Source organism: Bradyrhizobium sp. WSM1743 (assembly GCF_000473065.1).
Taxonomy (GTDB): domain Bacteria; phylum Pseudomonadota; class Alphaproteobacteria; order Rhizobiales; family Xanthobacteraceae; genus Bradyrhizobium.
Map to the genome: position 1 here is coordinate 145,431 of NZ_AXAZ01000001.1, position 17,880 is coordinate 163,310.

At 65.2% G+C, this 17,880-nt stretch carries 15 protein-coding genes; 3 read left to right on the forward strand and 12 right to left on the reverse strand.

The window, feature by feature from the left end; translation table 11 throughout:
- Window positions 1-12: 12 nt before the first annotated feature.
- From YU9_RS0100760 to dctP, 5 genes are read right to left on the reverse strand one after another with little or no spacing between them, the layout of a single operon-like run.
- Window positions 13-1,533, reverse strand: a complete 1,521-nt coding sequence (locus YU9_RS0100760; protein ID WP_027571042.1) for a malonyl-CoA synthase — start codon at window positions 1,531-1,533, stop codon at window positions 13-15.
- Entirely contained in the window at window positions 1,530-2,939 is a 1,410-nt protein-coding gene (locus YU9_RS0100765; RefSeq protein ID WP_027571043.1) for a malonyl-CoA decarboxylase, read from the reverse strand. Before YU9_RS0100765 ends, YU9_RS0100760 begins: the two co-directional genes overlap by 4 nt.
- Before the next feature lie 17 nt (window positions 2,940-2,956).
- Window positions 2,957-4,312, reverse strand: a complete 1,356-nt coding sequence (locus tag YU9_RS0100770) for a TRAP transporter large permease (RefSeq protein ID WP_027571044.1) — start codon at window positions 4,310-4,312, stop codon at window positions 2,957-2,959.
- Window positions 4,309-4,866, reverse strand: a complete 558-nt coding sequence (locus YU9_RS0100775) for a TRAP transporter small permease (RefSeq protein WP_027571045.1) — start codon at window positions 4,864-4,866, stop codon at window positions 4,309-4,311. Before YU9_RS0100775 ends, YU9_RS0100770 begins: the two co-directional genes overlap by 4 nt.
- The gene (gene dctP, locus YU9_RS0100780; RefSeq protein ID WP_027571046.1) at window positions 4,863-5,882 is read right to left on the reverse strand and encodes a TRAP transporter substrate-binding protein DctP; all 1,020 of its coding nucleotides are present in this window, start codon (window positions 5,880-5,882) and stop codon (window positions 4,863-4,865) included. Before dctP ends, YU9_RS0100775 begins: the two co-directional genes overlap by 4 nt.
- Window positions 5,883-6,005: 123 nt before the next feature.
- Here dctP and YU9_RS0100785 point away from each other — a divergent pair, with 123 nt between their 5' ends.
- Window positions 6,006-6,689: a GntR family transcriptional regulator gene (locus tag YU9_RS0100785; protein ID WP_036016791.1), complete on the forward strand. Its 684-nt coding sequence runs from the start codon at window positions 6,006-6,008 to the stop codon at window positions 6,687-6,689.
- Between the two features lie 283 nt (window positions 6,690-6,972).
- Here the strand turns inward: YU9_RS0100785 and ftsH are convergent, their stop codons facing one another.
- Window positions 6,973-8,814: an ATP-dependent zinc metalloprotease FtsH gene (ftsH, locus tag YU9_RS0100790; RefSeq protein WP_027571048.1), complete on the reverse strand. Its 1,842-nt coding sequence runs from the start codon at window positions 8,812-8,814 to the stop codon at window positions 6,973-6,975.
- 324 nt (window positions 8,815-9,138) lie between these two features.
- Between ftsH and YU9_RS0100795 the strand changes: the two genes are divergently transcribed.
- Window positions 9,139-10,326, forward strand: a complete 1,188-nt coding sequence (locus YU9_RS0100795) for a CaiB/BaiF CoA-transferase family protein (RefSeq protein ID WP_027571049.1) — start codon at window positions 9,139-9,141, stop codon at window positions 10,324-10,326.
- A 300-nt stretch (window positions 10,327-10,626) separates the two neighbouring features.
- Here the strand turns inward: YU9_RS0100795 and YU9_RS0100805 are convergent, their stop codons facing one another.
- From YU9_RS0100805 to YU9_RS0100820, 4 genes are all read right to left on the reverse strand, one after another.
- Window positions 10,627-11,310 carry an SDR family NAD(P)-dependent oxidoreductase gene (locus tag YU9_RS0100805; RefSeq protein WP_371259092.1) on the reverse strand — a complete coding sequence of 228 codons (684 nt, stop codon included), beginning with the start codon at window positions 11,308-11,310 and terminating at the stop codon, window positions 10,627-10,629.
- A gap of 1 nt (window position 11,311) precedes the next feature.
- The gene (locus YU9_RS0100810) at window positions 11,312-12,505 is read right to left on the reverse strand and encodes an exo-alpha-sialidase (RefSeq protein WP_036016754.1); all 1,194 of its coding nucleotides are present in this window, start codon (window positions 12,503-12,505) and stop codon (window positions 11,312-11,314) included.
- Window positions 12,502-13,926 (reverse strand): sodium:solute symporter family protein, encoded by a 1,425-nt coding sequence (locus tag YU9_RS0100815; protein WP_027571053.1) that lies wholly within the window; start codon window positions 13,924-13,926, stop codon window positions 12,502-12,504. The genes YU9_RS0100810 and YU9_RS0100815 overlap by 4 nt, the downstream gene beginning before the upstream one ends.
- Before the next feature lie 226 nt (window positions 13,927-14,152).
- Window positions 14,153-14,875 carry a DUF72 domain-containing protein gene (locus tag YU9_RS0100820; RefSeq protein ID WP_027571054.1) on the reverse strand — a complete coding sequence of 241 codons (723 nt, stop codon included), beginning with the start codon at window positions 14,873-14,875 and terminating at the stop codon, window positions 14,153-14,155.
- 88 nt (window positions 14,876-14,963) lie between these two features.
- Between YU9_RS0100820 and YU9_RS0100825 the strand changes: the two genes are divergently transcribed.
- A complete protein-coding gene (locus tag YU9_RS0100825; protein WP_027571055.1) occupies window positions 14,964-15,179 on the forward strand; it encodes a hypothetical protein in 216 nt (71 codons plus the stop codon).
- Window positions 15,180-15,334: 155 nt separating this feature from the next.
- Here YU9_RS0100825 and YU9_RS0100830 read toward each other — a convergent pair whose 3' ends face one another.
- Both YU9_RS0100830 and YU9_RS0100835 read right to left on the reverse strand, forming a co-directional pair.
- Entirely contained in the window at window positions 15,335-16,483 is a 1,149-nt protein-coding gene (locus YU9_RS0100830) for an amidohydrolase (protein WP_027571056.1), read from the reverse strand.
- Between the two features lie 241 nt (window positions 16,484-16,724).
- Window positions 16,725-17,813: a mandelate racemase/muconate lactonizing enzyme family protein gene (locus tag YU9_RS0100835; RefSeq protein WP_027571057.1), complete on the reverse strand. Its 1,089-nt coding sequence runs from the start codon at window positions 17,811-17,813 to the stop codon at window positions 16,725-16,727.
- Window positions 17,814-17,880: the final 67 nt, after the last annotated feature.

Below are 17,880 nucleotides of genomic sequence, written 5' to 3' on the forward strand. Positions count from 1 at the left end.
CTCGCCCACCCACTACGCCCGGCCGGAGTAGAGATCTGCAAAGCGTTCGCGCAAGACGTTCTTCTGTACTTTTCCCATCGCGTTGCGGGGCAAACCGTCGACGAACACGACGCGCTTCGGCTGCTTGAATTTTGCCAATCGTCCCGACAGCGCGGCGAGAATGGCGCGTTCGTCGACCGATGAGCCCGGCGACCGAACCACCGCCGCGGTGACACCCTCGCCAAAATCGGCGTGCGGCACACCGACGACCGCGCTCTCGGAGACGCCCGGGATCGCGTCGATCTCGGTTTCGATCTCCTTCGGGTACACGTTGAACCCGCCGGTGATGATGAGGTCCTTGCCGCGCCCGACGATGTGCAGATAACCGTTCGCATCGAGCTTGCCGAGATCGCCGGTGATGAAGAAGCCGTCGGCACGGAATTCGGCCGCGGTTTTGTCCGGCATGTTCCAGTAGCCCGCAAAGACGTTCGGCCCTTTCACCTCGATCATGCCGACGTCCCCAACCGGGAGGATTGCGCCGGTCTCGGAATCGGTGACGCGAACCTCGACGGCGGGAAGCGGCCGGCCGACCGAGCCCGCGATGCGAGGCCCCTCATAGGGATTTGAGGCGATCATCCCGGTCTCGGTCATGCCGTAGCGTTCCAGAATCGCGTGCCCGGTCCGCTCCTTCCAGGCCCGGTGTGTCTCGGCCAGAAGCGGCGCCGAGCCAGCGACGAACAGCCTCATGTTGGCGGTGGCTCGCTGGTTCAGGTTCGCGCTTTCGAGCAGGCGGACATAGAAGGTCGGCACGCCCATCAGAACGGTGCTGCGCGCCATCGTTGCCAGAATGCGTTCGGCGTCGAACTTCTGCATGAACAGGATGCGCGCGCGTGCGGCGAAGGTGACGTTGCAGGCCACGAAGAGCCCGTGGACGTGATAGATCGGCAGAGCATGGATCAGCACGTCCTTGCTCGAATAGCGCCACTCCTGGACGAGCGTCAGGGCGTTCGAAGAAAGGTTGCCGTGTGTCAGCATGGCTCCCTTCGAGCGGCCGGTCGTGCCCGACGTGTAGAGGATGGCTGCGAGATCGTCATTCGTCCTGGCAACGGTGTCAAATCGCGCCGGGAAGTCTGCCACGGCATCGACGAGCGAGCCCTTGCCGCGGTGATCGAGTGTCTCGATGTGGCCGCCCGCCTTGGCGGCGATGGCGCGCAAATCGGCCTCTTCCCTGGGATCGCACACGATCAATGTCGGCTGCGCGTCGCGGATGAAATACTCGGTCTCAGCCGGCGTATAGGCGGTGTTGAGGGGCAGATAGACCGCGCCAGTGCGCAGCGTCGCGAGATAGAGCGCGACGGCCTCGACGGACTTCTCCACCTTGGCCGCGACGCGGTGGTCCGGGCCGATGCCGATCCTTGCGAGGAAGTTCGCGAACCTGCCGCTCAGCGCGGCAAGGTCGGCATAGCTCAACGCCGTGCCGTCGTCCTTCTCGATGCAGATCGATTGGTCGGATTCCGCGCCGGCAAGCAGGCGATCGTACAGGTTCGAGGTCATGACGAGATCTTCCGTTGCGAATTGGTGTGAGGACTGGGAACGAGGTCGCGCGACGACAATTTCGCGCGAAGCGCCTTCTTCACCTTGTCGGAGGCTATGACGGTGCCGGCTTCCGCAAAGGCCTCGTGGTTCGCCTCGATGTGCTCGAGCGCATAGAGATAATTGACCATCAGTCCGTAGGACTGTTTCATGCCCTTGGCGGAGGCATCGCCGAGGAAATTCAGCCGCTCGAGGCGCGCGCCGTTGCCGAGATGGAAGCGGGCGACCGGGTCGACCGGCTTGCCCGACGGCAGCTTCGCCTTCAGGAAATAGTAAGCAGCAAGCGCCGTGATCGGCTCCTTCGCCTGCGTGATGTCGCCGCCCTCATCCAGCGCGGCCAGCGCGCGCCTTGTGTCCTCGTCGATCGCGGCGGAGGCCTCGATCTTGAGCTCGCGCCGGACCCAGCCGGCAAAGCCGGGGACCGGCGACAGCGTGACGAAGGTCTTCAGGTTCGGCAGCTCGCGAGCGAGATCCTGCACCACCTGCTTGATCAGGAAGTTGCCGAACGAGACTCCGGCGAGGCCCTTCTGCGTGTTCGAGATCGAGTAGAACACGGCGGTCGTCGCTTCGCGCGCGGCAATCGCCTGGCGCGACTTGTCCAGCAACGGTCCGATCGCGCCGGGAATCTCCTTGGTGAGCGCGACCTCGACGAAGATCAGCGGCTCGTCGACCAGCTGCGGATGAAAGAACGCGTAGCAGCGGCGGTCCGGCGGCTCGAGCCGGTTGCGCAGGTCGTCCCAGTCCTGGATGGCGTGGACGGCTTCATATCTGATGATCTTTTCCAGGATGTTGGCCGACGTGGTCCAGTCGATCGGTCGCAGCACCAGAAAACCCCTGTTGAACCAGGACGAGAACAGATGGACGAAATCGTCATCGACGGCCTGGAGCTCCGGATGCTCGCGCAGCAGCGAGAGCAGCACCTCGCGCATGCGCACCAGCGACGACGTTCCGCCGGGCGCGAGGTTGAGGCGCCGGATCAACTCCTGCCGGCGCGGCTCGGCGGCGGCATGGAGCGCCTCGAGCCTGGCGCGGTCGCCGCCCTCCTTGCGCTGGTAGGCGGCGATCGCGAGCTCGATCGCGCGACGGTCAGGCCCGAACCGGTCGGCGAGGGAGGATAGAAATTTAAGCCGCTGCGGCTCGGCCGCCCGCTCGAAGGCCGCAAGCAGCGATTGCGCGATCGCGACGCCGGAGGCTTCGCCACGACGCGACAGCAGCGCCTCGCCGAGAAGCTCGAGGTCGCGATCCTCGCCGACATCGCGATCCGGCTTGATGCCGAGCACCGCACGGCCGCGTTGTGTCAACGTGTCGATCAGCCCCTGCAGGAATTCGGGCGCCGCAATGCGTCCGGATCGGATGTCGTTCAGCATAGTTCGTGCCTCCTCGGTTATCGCGATGGCGGACCCATCACGAGGTTGGGCAGAAAGGTCGAGATCGACGGGGCAAGGCAGAGCAGGACAACCGCGAACGCCATCAGCACGACGAAGGGCAGCGTTCCCCAGATCACGTCCCGCAACGGGATGTCGGGCGCGATGTTCCTGATGACGAAGATGTTGAGCCCGACCGGCGGATGAATGAGTCCCATCTCCATCACGATCGTCATCACCACGCCGAACCAGATCAGGTCGAAGCCGGCGTCCTTGAGCGGCGGCAGGATGATCGGCGCGGTCATCAGGATGATCGAGACCGGCGGCAGGAAGAAGCCGAGCACGACCACCAGCACCAGGATCGCGCCCAGCAACACCCATCGCGACAGCTGCATCGCGACGATCGTCTGCGCCGCCGCCTGGCTGATGTGGAGATAGCTCATCACGTAGGAGTAGAGCAGCGACATGCCGATGATCAGCATCAGCATGGTCGATTCCTTCAGCGTCGATTCCAGGATCGGGCCGAGATCCCGCGGGCGCCACACCCCGTAGATCGAGGCGATCAGGATCAGCGCCAGGATGCCGCCGAGACCGGCGGTTTCCGAAGGCGTGGCGTAGCCGCCATAGAGCGCGATCATGACGCCGCTGAGCAGCACGACGAAGGGCAGCACGCGCGGCAGCGCGCCGAACCGCATCGCCATGGTGAAGCGCTCGTTCGACAGGATCGGATGCTGTGCAGGATCGGCCGCATAGGCGCGCTGCGCCGCGTTATATTCGGCCTTGAACCTCAGCACCGCATATGTCGCAAACAGCAGCACCAGCAGAAGGCCCGGTCCGATACCCGCGAGGAACAGGCGTCCGAGCGACTGCTCGGCCGCGACCGCGTATAGGATCATGGTGATCGAGGGCGGCAACAGGATGCCCAGCGTACCGCCCGCGGCGATCACGCCCGCGGCAAAGCCGCCGGAATAGCCGCGCTTGCGCATCTCGGGAATGCCGGCAGAGCCGATCGCCGAGCAGGTGGCCGGGGACGATCCCGCCATCGCGGCGAACAGCGCGCAGGCGAAGACGTTGGCGATGCCGAGTCCGCCGGGAATGCGGCCCATCCAGACATGCAGCGCGCTGTAGAGATCCTGTCCAGCCTTCGACTTGCCGATCGCAGCGCCCTTGAGGATGAAGAGCGGGATCGCCAGCAGCGTGATCGAAGCCATCTCCTCGTAGACGTTCTGCGTCACCGTATCGAGCGATGCGCCGGGCATGAAGGAGTACATGAAGATGACGGCGACGGCGCCGAGCGCCAGCGCGATCGGCATGCCCGAGGCCATGACGGCAAGCGTCGCGCCACCATACATCAGTCCGACGGCAAGCGTGCTCATTTGCTCCTCCATGCGTCGAGGCTCGCGGCGAGCTGAAGCGCGATCTGCAGCGTCATCAGCGTCATGCCCAGCGACATCATGCTGTAGGGAATCCACAGCGGCGGGGCCCAGGTCGATCCGGACACCTGTCCGTCGACCCAGGCTTCGTGGAACAGCGTCCAGGATTTCCAGGCGAAGAAGGCGCAGAACAGCAGGCTCGCCGTGTCGACCACGAGCATGCGGATCGCATTGCCGCGTTTCGACAGATAGCCGGTGAGGGCTTCGATGCCGATATGGCCGCGCCCGGCCTGCACGAACGCGGTGGACAGGAAGGTGGCGCCGACGAGCAGGAACACCGCGGCCTCGTCCTGCCAATAGGTCGCCGCATTGAAGAAGTAGCGCGCGGCAACGCTGTAGCTCAGAATCGTGCTCGCGACGATGAGCGCGATCGAGCAGAGCACGACGATCGCCCTGTTGAGCAGGGTCATCGCGCGGTTGATCCGTCCCACCCTGGAGCCGGGTCGCGCCGCCGTCACTGTGGCTGAATGACCGAGATCGATGCCGTGCGCGCTCATGAGCCGGCCTCCATGGCAAGCTTGATCAGGCGTGCGCAGTTCTCGTTCTTGCCAGCGTAGTCCTTCCAGGCCGTCTCGCGCGCAAGCTCGCGCCAGGCCTGAACCGTCTTGTCGTCGAGATCGTGCACCGTTGCGCCGGCGGCTTGGTAGACCTTGGCCACGCGAACGTCGTCATCCACCGCAGCATTGCGGCCGAACGCCTCGAGCTCGGCGCCGACCGAGACGATGATGTCGCGCTCCTCGCTCGACAGCCGGTCGAACACCGCCTTCGACATCACCAGCGGCTCGAGCATGAACCAGTAGCTCTTGGCCCGCCCGGTCGTCAGATGCTTGGCGAGCTCCTCCAGACGGAACGAGGTCAGGCTGGTGGACGAGGTGAGGGCGGCATCGCACGCGCCGGTCTGCATCGCCGCATAGAGTTCGTTGGAGGGCAGCGACAGCACCGAAGCGCCGGCAGCCTGCAGCACGAGATCCATCTCGCGCGAGCCACCGCGGATCTTCATGCCCTTGGCGTCGCCGACCGCGACCAGCGGCCGCGCACGGCTGGCGACGCCGCCGGCCTGCCAGATCCAGGTGACGATGATGAGACCCTTTGCGGCGAGGAATTTGCTGAACTCCTGACCGATCGGCTTGTTCTTCCAGCCGAGGCCTTCGTCGTAACCGGTGACCAGGCCCGGCATCAGGCCGATGTTCAGCTCGGCAAGATCGCCGCCGGCGTAGGAGATCGGAATGAGGCTCATGTCGAGCGCGCCTTTGCGCATCGCCGAGACCTGCGCGTTGGTCTTCATCAGCGACGAGCCCGGATAGATCTCGGCGGTCATCGCGCCCTTGCTGCGCTCCTGGATCAGCGCCGCAAAGCGCCGGCACAGCCGATCGCGGAAGTCGCCCTCGGTCGCGGTGCCTCCCGGAAACTGGTGCGAGATCTTCAGGCTTGTGGCCGCGCGCGCCGCTCCGAACCGGAGCAGCGCCGGGGCCGCGATCCCCAGGGCCAGGGCTTGGCGTCTTGAAATCCTCATTCCATACCTCCCGTTTCAAGATTGCATTTTTTATTTCTAATCTTGCATACAATCCATATATGAACTGCATGCTGTATGTTTTGTCAAGCATATGGTATGGAACTGCAGGATCAGGTGCATACAATGAGCCAGGCCTCCAGACTGAAGCAGTCGATCGAAGACGCTGTGATTGCAGGGGAATTTCAGCCCGGCGATCGTTTGGACGAAGCCTCGCTGGCGGAGCGATTCGGCGTGTCGCGGACGCCCATCCGGGAGGCGCTGCTGCAGCTCGGGGCTGAAGGCTTCATCGATGTTCGCCCGCGACGCGGCGCCATTGTCAGCGTCCCGTCACCAACGCGGCTGTTCGAGATGTTCGAAACCATGGCCGAGATCGAAAGCGCCTGCGGACGGCTGGCGGCGCGACGGCTGACGCCGGACAATGATGCGGCGATGGAAGCTGCTCATCGGGCCTGCGAGACGGCCGCGCGGGCCGGCGACAGCGAGCAGTACTACGCCGACAACCGCAACTTTCACGAAGCGATCTACCGCGCCAGCCGCAACAGCTTCCTGGCCGACCAGGCCTTCGCCTTGCACAAGCGCTTGAGTGCCTATCGCCGCATCCAGCTTCGGGCGCGCAACCGGCTGCTGCAATCGCTGCAGGAGCATGCCGGCATTTTGGAAGCGATCCGCGCCGGCGACGAGCAATTGGCCGCGACCCGTCTTCACGACCACGTCCTGGTGCAGGGTGAACGGTTCTCGGACATGGTCCTTGGCCTTTCACCGGGCAGCCAATCTCCTGCCGAAAGCAGGAGGGAGACCGCGAAATAGACGTGGCTGTTCGCATTTGGTCTGGGACGCAGACCGGTTGCCGTGCCGCGCGCCAGCTTGCTGCCGGCGCTTGCTTCGAACGCCGGCGCGAGCCCCAAAACGGAATGGCTTTAGGTTGAACTGATTGCCGCGGCTCGTTCACCTCTCCGCTTGCGGGAGAGGTCGGCGCGTAGCGCCGGGTGAGGGTTTTCTCCTCTTGGGGATTGTCCCATTGCGGAAGCACCCTCTCCCCAACCCTCTCCCGCAAGCGGGAGAGGGAGCGCACCTCCGTCTCTCGTCGCGATTAAATGGCCCGCAGCCCTTCCTTGGGCATCTCCCGGATCAGCGCATCGATATCGCTCTGCTCGAGCGTCTCCTTCTCCAAAAGCTTCTTTGCGGCGCGGTCCAGGATCGGCCGCCGCGTGCTCAGGATGCCCTGGGTGCGCTGGAAGACCTGGTCGACGATGGCCTTCACCTCGCTGTCGACGGCGGCTGCGGTCTCTTCCGCATAGTCGCGCTCGCGCGTCGGATAGGGGCGGTCGGCGCTTGCGAGGAAGTTGCCGGGATCGCGCTCATAGGCGACGCTGCCGAGTCGCTCCGACATGCCGTAACGCGTCACCATGCTGCGGGCGATGTCGGTGACGCGGCGCAGATCGTCGGCCGCACCGGTGGACAGATGCCCGAAGACGATCAGCTCCGCCGCGCGGCCGCCGAGCAGCACCGCCATCTTGTTCTCCAGCTCCTCCTTGGTCATCAGGAAGCGGTCTTCGATCGGCCGCTGAATGGTGTAGCCGAGCGCGCCGACACCGCGCGGGATGATCGAGACCTTGTGCACGGGATCGGTCCCTGGCAGCGAGAGCGCGACGAGGGCGTGGCCCATCTCGTGATAGGCGACGATCTCGCGTTCCCTGGCGTTGAGCAGGCGGTTGCGCTTTTCGAGGCCCGCGACCATGCGCTCGACCGCATTGTTGAAGTCAATCATGCTCACCGCGTCAGCCGCGCGACGTGTCGCCAGAAGCGCCGCCTCATTGACGAGATTGGCGAGGTCCGCCCCCGTGAAGCCCGGGGTGAGCGCGGCAACGGCGTCTGAGTCGACATTCTCCGCCACGCGCACTTTCTTCATGTGCACGTTCAGGATCTCGATGCGGCCCTTCTTGTCGGGCCGGTCGACCAGCACCTGCCGGTCGAAGCGGCCGGCGCGGAGCAGGGCGGGATCGAGAATCTCGGGCCGGTTGGTGGCGGCGAGGATGACGAGCCCCGAGCGCGAATCAAAGCCGTCGAGCTCGACGAGCAGCTGGTTGAGCGTCTGCTCCTTCTCATCGTGGCCGCCCGCGAAAGCGCCGATGCCACGGGCGCGGCCAAGCGCATCGAGCTCGTCGATGAAAATGATGGCCGGTGCCTTTTCGTGAGCCTGCTGGAACAGGTCCCGCACACGCGCGGCGCCGACGCCGACGAACATCTCCACGAACTCCGAACCCGAGATCGAGAAGAACGGCACTCTGGCCTCGCCGGCGACGGCCTTGGCCAGCAAGGTCTTGCCTGTGCCCGGCGGCCCCACCAGCAGCACGCCTTTCGGCATGCGGCCGCCGAGCCGGCCATAGTCGGTCGGGTTCTTCAGGAAGTCGACGACCTCGCGAAGCTCGTCCTTGGCCTCATCCACCCCGGCGACGTCGGCAAAGGTGACCCCGGTGTCGGATTCGACGTAAACCTTGGCTTTGCTCTTGCCGATGGCCATCAGCCCGCCGCCGATCCCGCCGCCCTCCGCCATGCGGCGGCCGATGTACCACCAGAGGCCGAAGAACAGCAGCACGGGCATGACCCACGACAAAAGGTCGCGCAGAAACGTGCTCTCGATCTGCCCCGTGAAACGGACGTTGTGCTTCTCCAACTCCTGCGCCACGTCCTGATCGACACGCGTGGTGACGAACTGTTTCTGGCCGCCAGGCAGTGGCTCCTTCAGCGTGCCCTGCAGGGTGCGGTCGGAGATGCCGACGGCATCGATTTTCCCCTGGCGCAACAATTGTTGATATTCACTGTACGGGATCACGGCGATCTGGTGCGCCGTGGAGACCAGATACTGAATCAGGAAGACCGCGAAGATCGCGGCGGCGGCATATCCGAGATTGAAGCGGATATTCTTGTTCATGCGAAATCCAGATCCGATGGTGTTGCGCGACGGTCGCGTCGAGGCGCATTTTCACGCGCTCGCGCGGGCCCGGTACGCGGCCCGGACCTGCATCGTATCGACAGAACTTCTCCCGCGGCCTTCTGTTCCGGGGTGAGAGGCGCCTGGCATTCGCAGGGCCGTGCTCAGGCGATCGGGATTAAGGCAGCGATAAAGGCCCGGCTGCCGGCCGGCCCCAATTCCGCCGGTCGAAATGTCCGCCGCCCACATGTGGAGCAGGGATGTCGTGCCTTGCGGCGACAGCCATCCGCTGTAATTTGAGCGAAACATCAAAGGAAGGAATCCATGGGGGGAGTTCTGGAAGGCGTGCGCGTGCTCGATTTCGGGCGCTACATCGCCGGGCCCTATTGTGCGACCTTGCTGGCCGAGTTCGGAGCCGAGGTCATCCGCGTCGAGAAGCGCGACGGCAGCGAGGATCGTTTCGTGGCGCCGGTGGGCGAAGGCGGCGAGGGCGCGCTGTTCCTCCAGGTCAATCGCAACAAGAAGTGCATCACGCTCGATCCGATGAAGGTGGAAGGGCAGGAGGTGATGCGCCGCCTGATCGCGACCGCGGACGTCGTGGTCGCCAATCTGCCGCCGCAGACCCTGCGCGCGATGAAGCTCGATTACGAGTCGTTGAAGGCGATCAAGCCGGACATCATCCTGACCACGGCGACCGCGTTCGGCGGGCCGGGTCCCTGGTCTGACCGCGTAGGCTTCGACGGCGTCGGGCAGGTGATGTCAGGCTCGGTCTACATGACGGGCGCGGGCGATCCGCCGTATCGGGCCGCGGTGAACTGGGTCGATTTCGGCACCGCGCTGCACTGCGCGTTCGGCACTCTCGCCGCGCTGATCGAGCGCGGCAAATCCGGACGCGGGCAGATTGTCGAGGGCGCACTGCTCGCGACTGCCTTGTCCTTCACCAATGCCACGCTGATCGAGCAGGCCGTCATCAACGTCAACCGCGTGCCGACAGGCAATCTCGGCCAGACCGCGGCACCAGCCGACATCTACCGCACCAGGGATGGCTGGGTGCTGTGCCAGGTCACCGGCCAGCCGCTGTTCAAGCGCTGGGCGAGGCTGATGGGCGAAGAAGAGCTTTGGCTGAACGATCCGCGTTTTGCCGACGACATCAGCCGCGGCAACAACGGCCGCATCATCAGCGAGCGGATGGCGCGCTGGTGCGCCGAGCGCACCACGCAGGAGGCCGTCGATACGCTGGGCCAGGCGATGATCCCGACCGGCCCCGTGCTCTCACCGCAACAGGCGCTGGATCATCCGCACATCCGCGCCGCCGGCTTCATGCAGGACGTCGATTATCCGGGCCTGCCGAAACAGGCGCCGGTCGCCCGCGCCGCGGTCCGGCTGTCGGAAACGCCGGGCGAGATCGCAACGCGTCCGCCGACGCTCGGCGAGCACACCGATCTCGTCCTCGCCGAACTCGGCTACGATCCGGCGGCGATCGCGGCGCTTCGGCAGGACGGCGTCATTTAGAGCATGATGGCATGAGGCTTGATCGCTGCAACGACCGAGGTGCACTCCCTCTCCCGCTTGCGGGAGAGGGTTGGGGAGAGGGTGTTTCCGCGATGGGACAATCCCCAAGAGGAGAGAGCCCTCACCCGTCGCTTCGCCATAGCCGAGGCTTTGCCTCGGCCTCTTTTTGAGGGGACGGCCGCCGAAGGCGGCCTACGCCTCTCCCGCAAGCGGGAGAGGTGAACCACCCGCGGCAATCGATTCAACCTAAAGCCATTCCGCTTTGGTCATCACGGTGCAAGCGCTGGGATGGCGGGGCACTCAAAGCGAGCTGCCGCCGCAGATGACCAGCTGCTGTCCGGTGATGGCGGCGGTTTCCGCCGAGAGCAGGAAGGCGACTGCGCCGGCAACTTCCTCGGGGCGGATGTAACGGCCGAGTGGCGGCAGTTTTGGTGCAACATCAGCGCGCGAGGGATCCTTGAACATCGGCGTCTCCGTCGCGGCCGGCGCAACCACGTTGACCGTGACGCCGCGCGGCGCAAGCTCCATTGCCCAGGACCGGGCCAGCGCGATCAGCGCCGCCTTCGTCGCGGCATATTGCCCGCGGCCGGGCGCACCCGATGCGGTTCGGCTGCCGATGAAGACGATGCGCCCGCCCTGTGGCAGGCGCGGTGCCAGGGCGTCGGCGAGGCGCTCGGCAGCATCGACATGCAGCCGCCACATCGCCGCTCCCGCCTCGTGATCGAGCGATCCGAGGTGACCGACCCTCAGCATGCCGGCGGCATGAACCAGTGCGGTCGGCGCGATGCCCGTGACGGCATCCGCGATGGCCCCGACGTCGGCAAGGTCGAGGGACACATGATCGAAGGCCGGATGCTCGAACAGTCCGGGCCGCCGGCTGATCCCGGTGACGCGCCAGCCGTCGCGCAGCAACCGCTCGACGGTCGCAGCGCCAATCCCCGAACTGGCGCCGGTGACGAGAGCGTGAGGCATCATGTCCATCATCTCAGTCCCGGGCGGCGCGCGTCACCCATGGTTCGGTCACGCGCACATATTTGATGGCGCGGCGGTGGAAGGTGAACGCCATGTGGAGCGCGCCGTCGGCGGTCTGCTTGACGGACGGGTAGGACAGCTCGCGATTGCTTTGCTCGCGCGAATTGTTGGTCATGCAATAGCCGTCGCCGGTCTCGACGTTGCGCCTGGTCCAGCTCCGTCCACCGTCGGCCGAGACCGCCAGCGTCATCGGTGCCCGCGGCGCGCCCCAGAATGCGGTGCGTCCGTGCGCCGTGCTGCCGTCGGCGGCGAGAACCGGTGGCAGATCATCTTCGATTTCGTCATAGAGCGAGAGCCGACGCCCGGTTGCGTCATTGGCGCTCGAGTCGTTGAACACGAGTGCGAGATGGCCGTTCGCAAGCCGCGTGAACTGGATAGACGAGTTGTTGTTGGGAAGCGCGGTCGCAACCGGCGCCGACCAGGTGCGGCCGTGGTCCGCGGACCTGCTCTGATAGATGTTGTCGGCCCAGCGGCTGCGATACAGCGCGAGCAGCGAGCCGTCGTCGAGGCGTGCGATGCACATATGCACGCATCCGCGGCTGCCGGGGACGTCGACGTCCCGCCACGTCGCGCCGGCATCCGACGAGATCTTCACCGCGCTGGTGTCCTCGTCCCCGTTCCATTTCCGGCCCGGTGTGCTGTGGCAATAGAACACGGGCAGCAGCCAGTCGCCATTGTGGAGCACGACGACCGGCTGGCGGATGAAGGTGCCGCGGCCGCGCTGCTCCGGGAACAGCGTCTCGATCGGGCCCCAGCTCTTGCCATTGTCACGCGAGAGACGGCGGCGGATCAGCGCGGTGTCCTGGTTTCCGGCGAGCTGAGCCGTCCACATCAGCCACAGCGTGCCGTCGGGAGCGGGAAACAGCACCGGGTTCTGCTCCGAACGTCCCGTGTCATCGGAGAGCTTTTCGGCAGGCGACCACTGTGTCGCGCCACGGGATAGGCGTGAAAAATAGATGGAGATATCCGACATACCCTCCTGCGTGCCGCCGAACCAGACGCAAGCCAGATCGCCGCCCGCGAGCGGCATGAGATTGGCGGCGTGGTTCTGCACACAAGGCGAGGGAATGAAGGCGTCGAACCGCTCGGGATCATCGGCCGCCGGGCGGACGACGCCATCGGCGACGATCTCCATGTCCGCGATCATGTCGAGGTCCTTTCCATCAGGGCGTTTGGTTGCGCCGCCGGGGCGCTGGGCGAGCGGCCCAGCACCAGGCGCTCGATCGCCATCACGATCAATGGCGTCACGGCGGCGACGTACATGTTGTCGATGCCGAACGGGTTGCCCAGCAGGTACCAGACCGTGGTCGACACCGCCGCGCCGATCAGCCCGGCCGTGGCGCCACGGTTGCTGGCAAACAGCGGCAGATAGAAGCCCATCATCGCCACCATCGTGATCGACAGGCGCAGCGCGCGTGTGAAGAACGACAGCTTGAGGATCTCCGGAATGAAGAAGACGAACACCAGCGGCACGATGCCAATCAGCACCGAGAACACGCGGGTCATCTTCAGCTCGCGCTCCGGCGTCGGCTTCCAGTATGGAACGTAGAAGTCGCGCACCACGAGCGAGGCGATCGCGAGCGCCACCGTGCAGACGCTGACGAAGATCGAGGCGACGAGCGAGGTGGTCACGAAGGCCGAGGCCAGCGGCGGCATCTTCTCGAGGAACACCGGCAGGGCGTAGAGGCTGTTCATGTCGGGATAGAGGAATTTCGCGGCGACACCGATCAGTGCGAGGAGGATGCCGAGCGGCAGGCAGAACGCGGCGGCATAGAAGGTCGCCTTGCGCGCGTCGCCGGCGCTCGGCGTCGAGGAGATCGCCTGGACGATGAACTGCGTCGAGAAGATCGCGCCGACCGTGCCGAAGGTCCAGGCAAAGATGGTCGCAAAGCCGATCTTGCCGTCCCAGCTGAAATAGTGGGCGGGCAGCTTGGCCTGCATCGGCGCAATCCCGCCGGTCAGAGACATCGCCACCGCAAAGATGATGAGGATGCCGACGACCTTGATGGCGCTGTGCAGGATCGTCACCCAGGCGACGCCCTTCAAGCCGCCGAATACGTAGTAGAAGGTGCTGACCAATGCGATGATGCACATGGCGACGGGCAGGCTGACATGCAGCGCAGTGGCGATCGCGGCTGCCCCGCTGACGTAATTGCCGACGTTCACCAGCAGCAGGGCGTAGATCATGATCACCGATACCGTGAGCATGGTCGACTTGCCGTATTTCTGCGCGATCGCGGCCGAGATGGTATATTCGCCGGAATTGTAGAGCTTCTTCACCATCAACAGCCCGAACAGCAAGAAGCCGATCGAGGCGCCGAGCACGGCCCAGCCTGCCGCGATGCCCGATTGGAAGGCCTCCTGCGCCGTGCCGACGGTCGACTTGGCCCCTACGAATTCGGACATCATCAGCACGCCGACCACGATGGCCGGCATTGCGCGCGCGCCCGTCATGAACTGATCGCTGGTTCGGCTGCGCAGTTTCAGCGTGAGCCACGACGTGAAGGCGATATAGGCGACGATCATCGTGACAATGAGCGTGCTCTCGCCGTTGAGGACGGCTTGCATCGTTGACGTTTCCTCTGGTGACGCGGACGCGGTGTTGTAAGCCCGCTCTGTCCGATTGGATGGTGTTCGGAATGCGAACAATTGTTCTCAATGTCCATTAGACCTTCCCAGACCTCATGCGTCAAGCGCGCTGAGGCGGGGCCGTCCGGGAGGCGTGCGATCAGCAGGGTTCCGTTTGTTTGGCCAGGGGGAGGGCCGAGATGCGCGGCGAGCCGGCGCTCGCGCGCTACAGCAATTGCTTCAACGCCTGCGCATCAGCCGGTGCCGCGCTCTTCTGGTCGTTGTCGAAATAGACGTAGACGTCGCAGCCTTGCCGCTTCCATGACTTGATGCGCTTCGCCCATTGCGCCAGCATGGCCTTGGTATAGTGCCCGTGATAGCGCCCGCTCGGTCCGTGTCCGCGCACATAGACGAAGTCCGCCGTGCGCCTCCACGGCGCCGGCGCATCGTGATGGTCGGACAGGCATAGCGAGATATTCTCGTCGGCCAGCATTCGCAGGATGCGCGGTTGATACCAGCTCGGATGCCGGAATTCGAAGCTGTAGCGCCGCTTTCGTGACAGCAGCTTGAAGAAGGACGCGAGCCGGTCCGCATTCGCCTCGAATTGCGGCGGCAGCTGGAACAGGATCGGGCCGGCCTTGCCGCCGAGCCGCGAGATGCGGTCCTCCAGCAGCTCGAGGCTGTTGACGGAGCGGTCCGACAGGCGCTTCCAGTGCGTGATGAATTTGGATGCCTTCCAGGCGAACACGAAATCGCGGCCGGTCTGCTCACGCCATCCCTTCACCGCCTCCGGCGTCGGCGTGCGGTAGAACACGCCGTTCAGCTCGGTGGTATCGAACTGCCCGGAGTAGTAGCGCAGCTGCTGCTTCAGCGTCACGCCCTCGGGAAAGAACGGACCGCGCCAGGAGGCATAGTGCCAGCCGGAGGTTCCGATCAGAACGCGCGCCATCTCTCGCGTGCCATCCGTTGCCATTGCCGGAAGGAACGTCCGTGCGGCCGATACGTTGCTCGTGAGGATCAACGCAGGACCGGAACCGATGTACGCGCTGTTCGAAGGCAACAAGCAGATCGGCAATCCCTTTCCGACCGAGAAGGAGGTGTGGGAAGCCGCCTTGATCGAGGGCCTCGTGACCGACGTCCCGGTCGCGGACGAGGAGGGCGGTCACCTTCTGCCTGGCGGATATCATGTCGAGCGGGTGGACGAGGTTTGCGAGCCGCTGCCGGATTGGAAGCTGCCGCGCGAGATCTCGTGATGTTTCGTGGTTGAGTCACTGTCGCGGTTCGTTCACCTCTCCCGCTTGCGGGGATTGTCCCATCGCGGAAATACCCTCTCCCCAACCCTCTCCCGCAAGCGGGAGAGGGAGCGCACCTCCCCCGTTGCAGCGATTAAGCCTCATGTCATGGCGCTCTAGTTCGACGCCAGCGCCGTCTTGGCCACCTCGGCCATCCAGGCGGAGGCAACGGGGAGGATCGCGTCGTTGAAATCGTAGTGCGGACCGTGCAGCTCGGCGCCTTCGCGCAACTCGCCATTGCCGATCCAGATGAAGGCGCCCGGCCGCTGCTGCAAATAGTGGGCAAAATCCTCGCCGGCCATGCTGGGCGCAAGGTCGCGCCGCACCGGCGCCTGCACTTTCTCCGCAGCGATGCGCGCGAGCTCCGCTTCGGCCGGCGTGTTGATCACGACGCCGACACCCATGACGATCTCGGGCGTGACCTTGACGCCAAAGCCGGTCGCAATCCCGGCGCAGGTGCGCTCGATGCCATTAAGGATGGTATCCTTGACCGCCTCGCGGTGGTACCGCAGCGTGCCGCGGATGGTGACGCGTCCGGCGATCTGGTTCGGCGCGGTGCCGCCTTCGATCGTGCACAGCGACAGCACGGCGGTGTCGAGCGGATCGACGCCGCGCGACACCACCGATTGCAGCGCGACGATCAAATGGCCGGCGGCTACCACCGGATCGCGCGTCAGATGCGGCATGCCGGCGTGCCCGGCATGGCCCTCGATGGTGATGGTGATGCGCCCGCCGGAGGCCATGACGACGCCGTCATGGACCGCGATGGTGCCTGCGGCAAGGCCCGGCCAATTGTGGAAGCCGAACACCCGCTCCATCGGAAAACGGTCGAACAGCCCGGCCGCCACCATCGCGCGCGAGCCGCCAAATCCTTCCTCGGCCGGCTGGAAGATGAAATCGATCGTGCCGCTCCAATCGGTGTCGGCGGCGAGCAGCGCTGCTGCGCCGAGCAGCGAGGCGGTGTGACCGTCATGGCCGCACGCGTGCATCACGCCTGATGTCTCTGAGGCGTAGGGCAGGCCGGTGTCCTCGGTGATCGGCAGCGCATCCATGTCGGCACGCAGGCCGACCCGGCTTCGTGCGTGCCCGCGCGTCAAGGTCGCGACGATGCCGTGCCCGCCGATGCCGGCCTCGAAGGGAATGCCGAGCTCGCTGAGCTTGTCCTGCACGAAGGCGGCTGTGGCTTTTTCCTGGAGCGACAGTTCGGGGTGCGCATGCAGGTGCCGGCGCCACGCGGTCAGTTTCTGGTGGAGTTCGGGGGACAAGGCAAGTGTCTCTCGCAAGGTGTCGGTTGCCGTCACCATAAAGGATTATCCGCGGCATGCATCCGCCAGCTCGGAATGCCTCGCGTGCAGCAATGTCGTTCGGTGGAAGCTCTGGAGAAGGTGCGCTCCCTCCCCCGCTTGCGGGGAGGGTTGTCTCCGCAGTAAGATTCCCCAAGAGGATAGAACCCTCACCCGGCGCTTTGCGCCGACCTCTCCCGCAAGCGGGAGAGGTGAGGGACCGCTACCCCGCCAGCTTCGCCAGCCCCTTCCAATCGAACCCGATCCCATGCCCCGGCCGATCGGGCGCCAGCGCCAGCCCGTCCTTCAGCACCAGCGGATGCTCGATGTACTTGTCGAGCCCGAATCCGTGCGCCTCCAGATAGGAGCGATTCGGACAGGCCGCGAGCAGGTGCACGGTGATGTCGTGCGCCCCGTGGCTGGTGACCGGCAGGTTGAACGCCTCCGCCAGCCGCGCGATCTTCATGAACGCACTGACGCCGCCGCAATTGGTGACGTCGGGCTCGGGATAGGACACCGCGCCACTGGCGATGTAGTTCTTGAACTCCCACAGCGAGCGCAGATTCTCGCCCGCCGCGATCGGCACGCCGCCGGCCTGCATGATGCGCGCGTGCCCGGCGACGTCGTCGGGAATGATCGGCTCCTCCAGCCAGGTCAGGTCATAAGGAACGAAGGCACGCGCGGCCCGGATCGCTTCCTCGACCGTCCATTTCATGTTGGCATCCGCCATCAGCGGAAAGCCGTCGCCCAGGTGCTGTCGCATCGCGGAGACCCGCGCGACGTCGGACTTGAGATCGGGCCGCCCGACCTTCATCTTGATGGCGCGAAAGCCCTTGGCGAGGTGGTCGTCGGTCTGCTTGAGCAGCGCATCGACGGAGAGATCGAGGTCGATGCCGCCGGCATAACACGGCACGTGCGCATCGAAGCCGCCGAGCAGGCGGAACAGCGGCAGCTTGGCGCGCCGCGCCTTCAAATCCCACAACGCGATGTCGAGCGCGGAGAGCGCCAGCACCACCGGCCCGCCGCGCCCGCCATAGTGCAGCGCCCACCAGAGGTGATGCCAGATCGCTTCGGTGTCGTCGGCCTCGCGCCCTTCGATCAGCGCGGGGATCTCGCGCGCGATAATGTTGGCGACAGAACCGCCATTGCGGCCGACGGTGTAAGTGTAGCCGACACCCTCGGCGCCATCGGCATCACGGATGCGGCAGGTGATCAGCTCGAACGCGGCGATCTCGCCATGCGTGGAGTCGGAGAGCGTAATGGGGAGGGGGATCCGGTAGAGTCCGGTCTCGGTCGTTGCGATGCGCGGCATGTGGCCTCCCTGCTTCTTCTCTTTGCTTCGTAGGGTGGGTAGCTAGCGGCTGCGCGACGCGCAGACC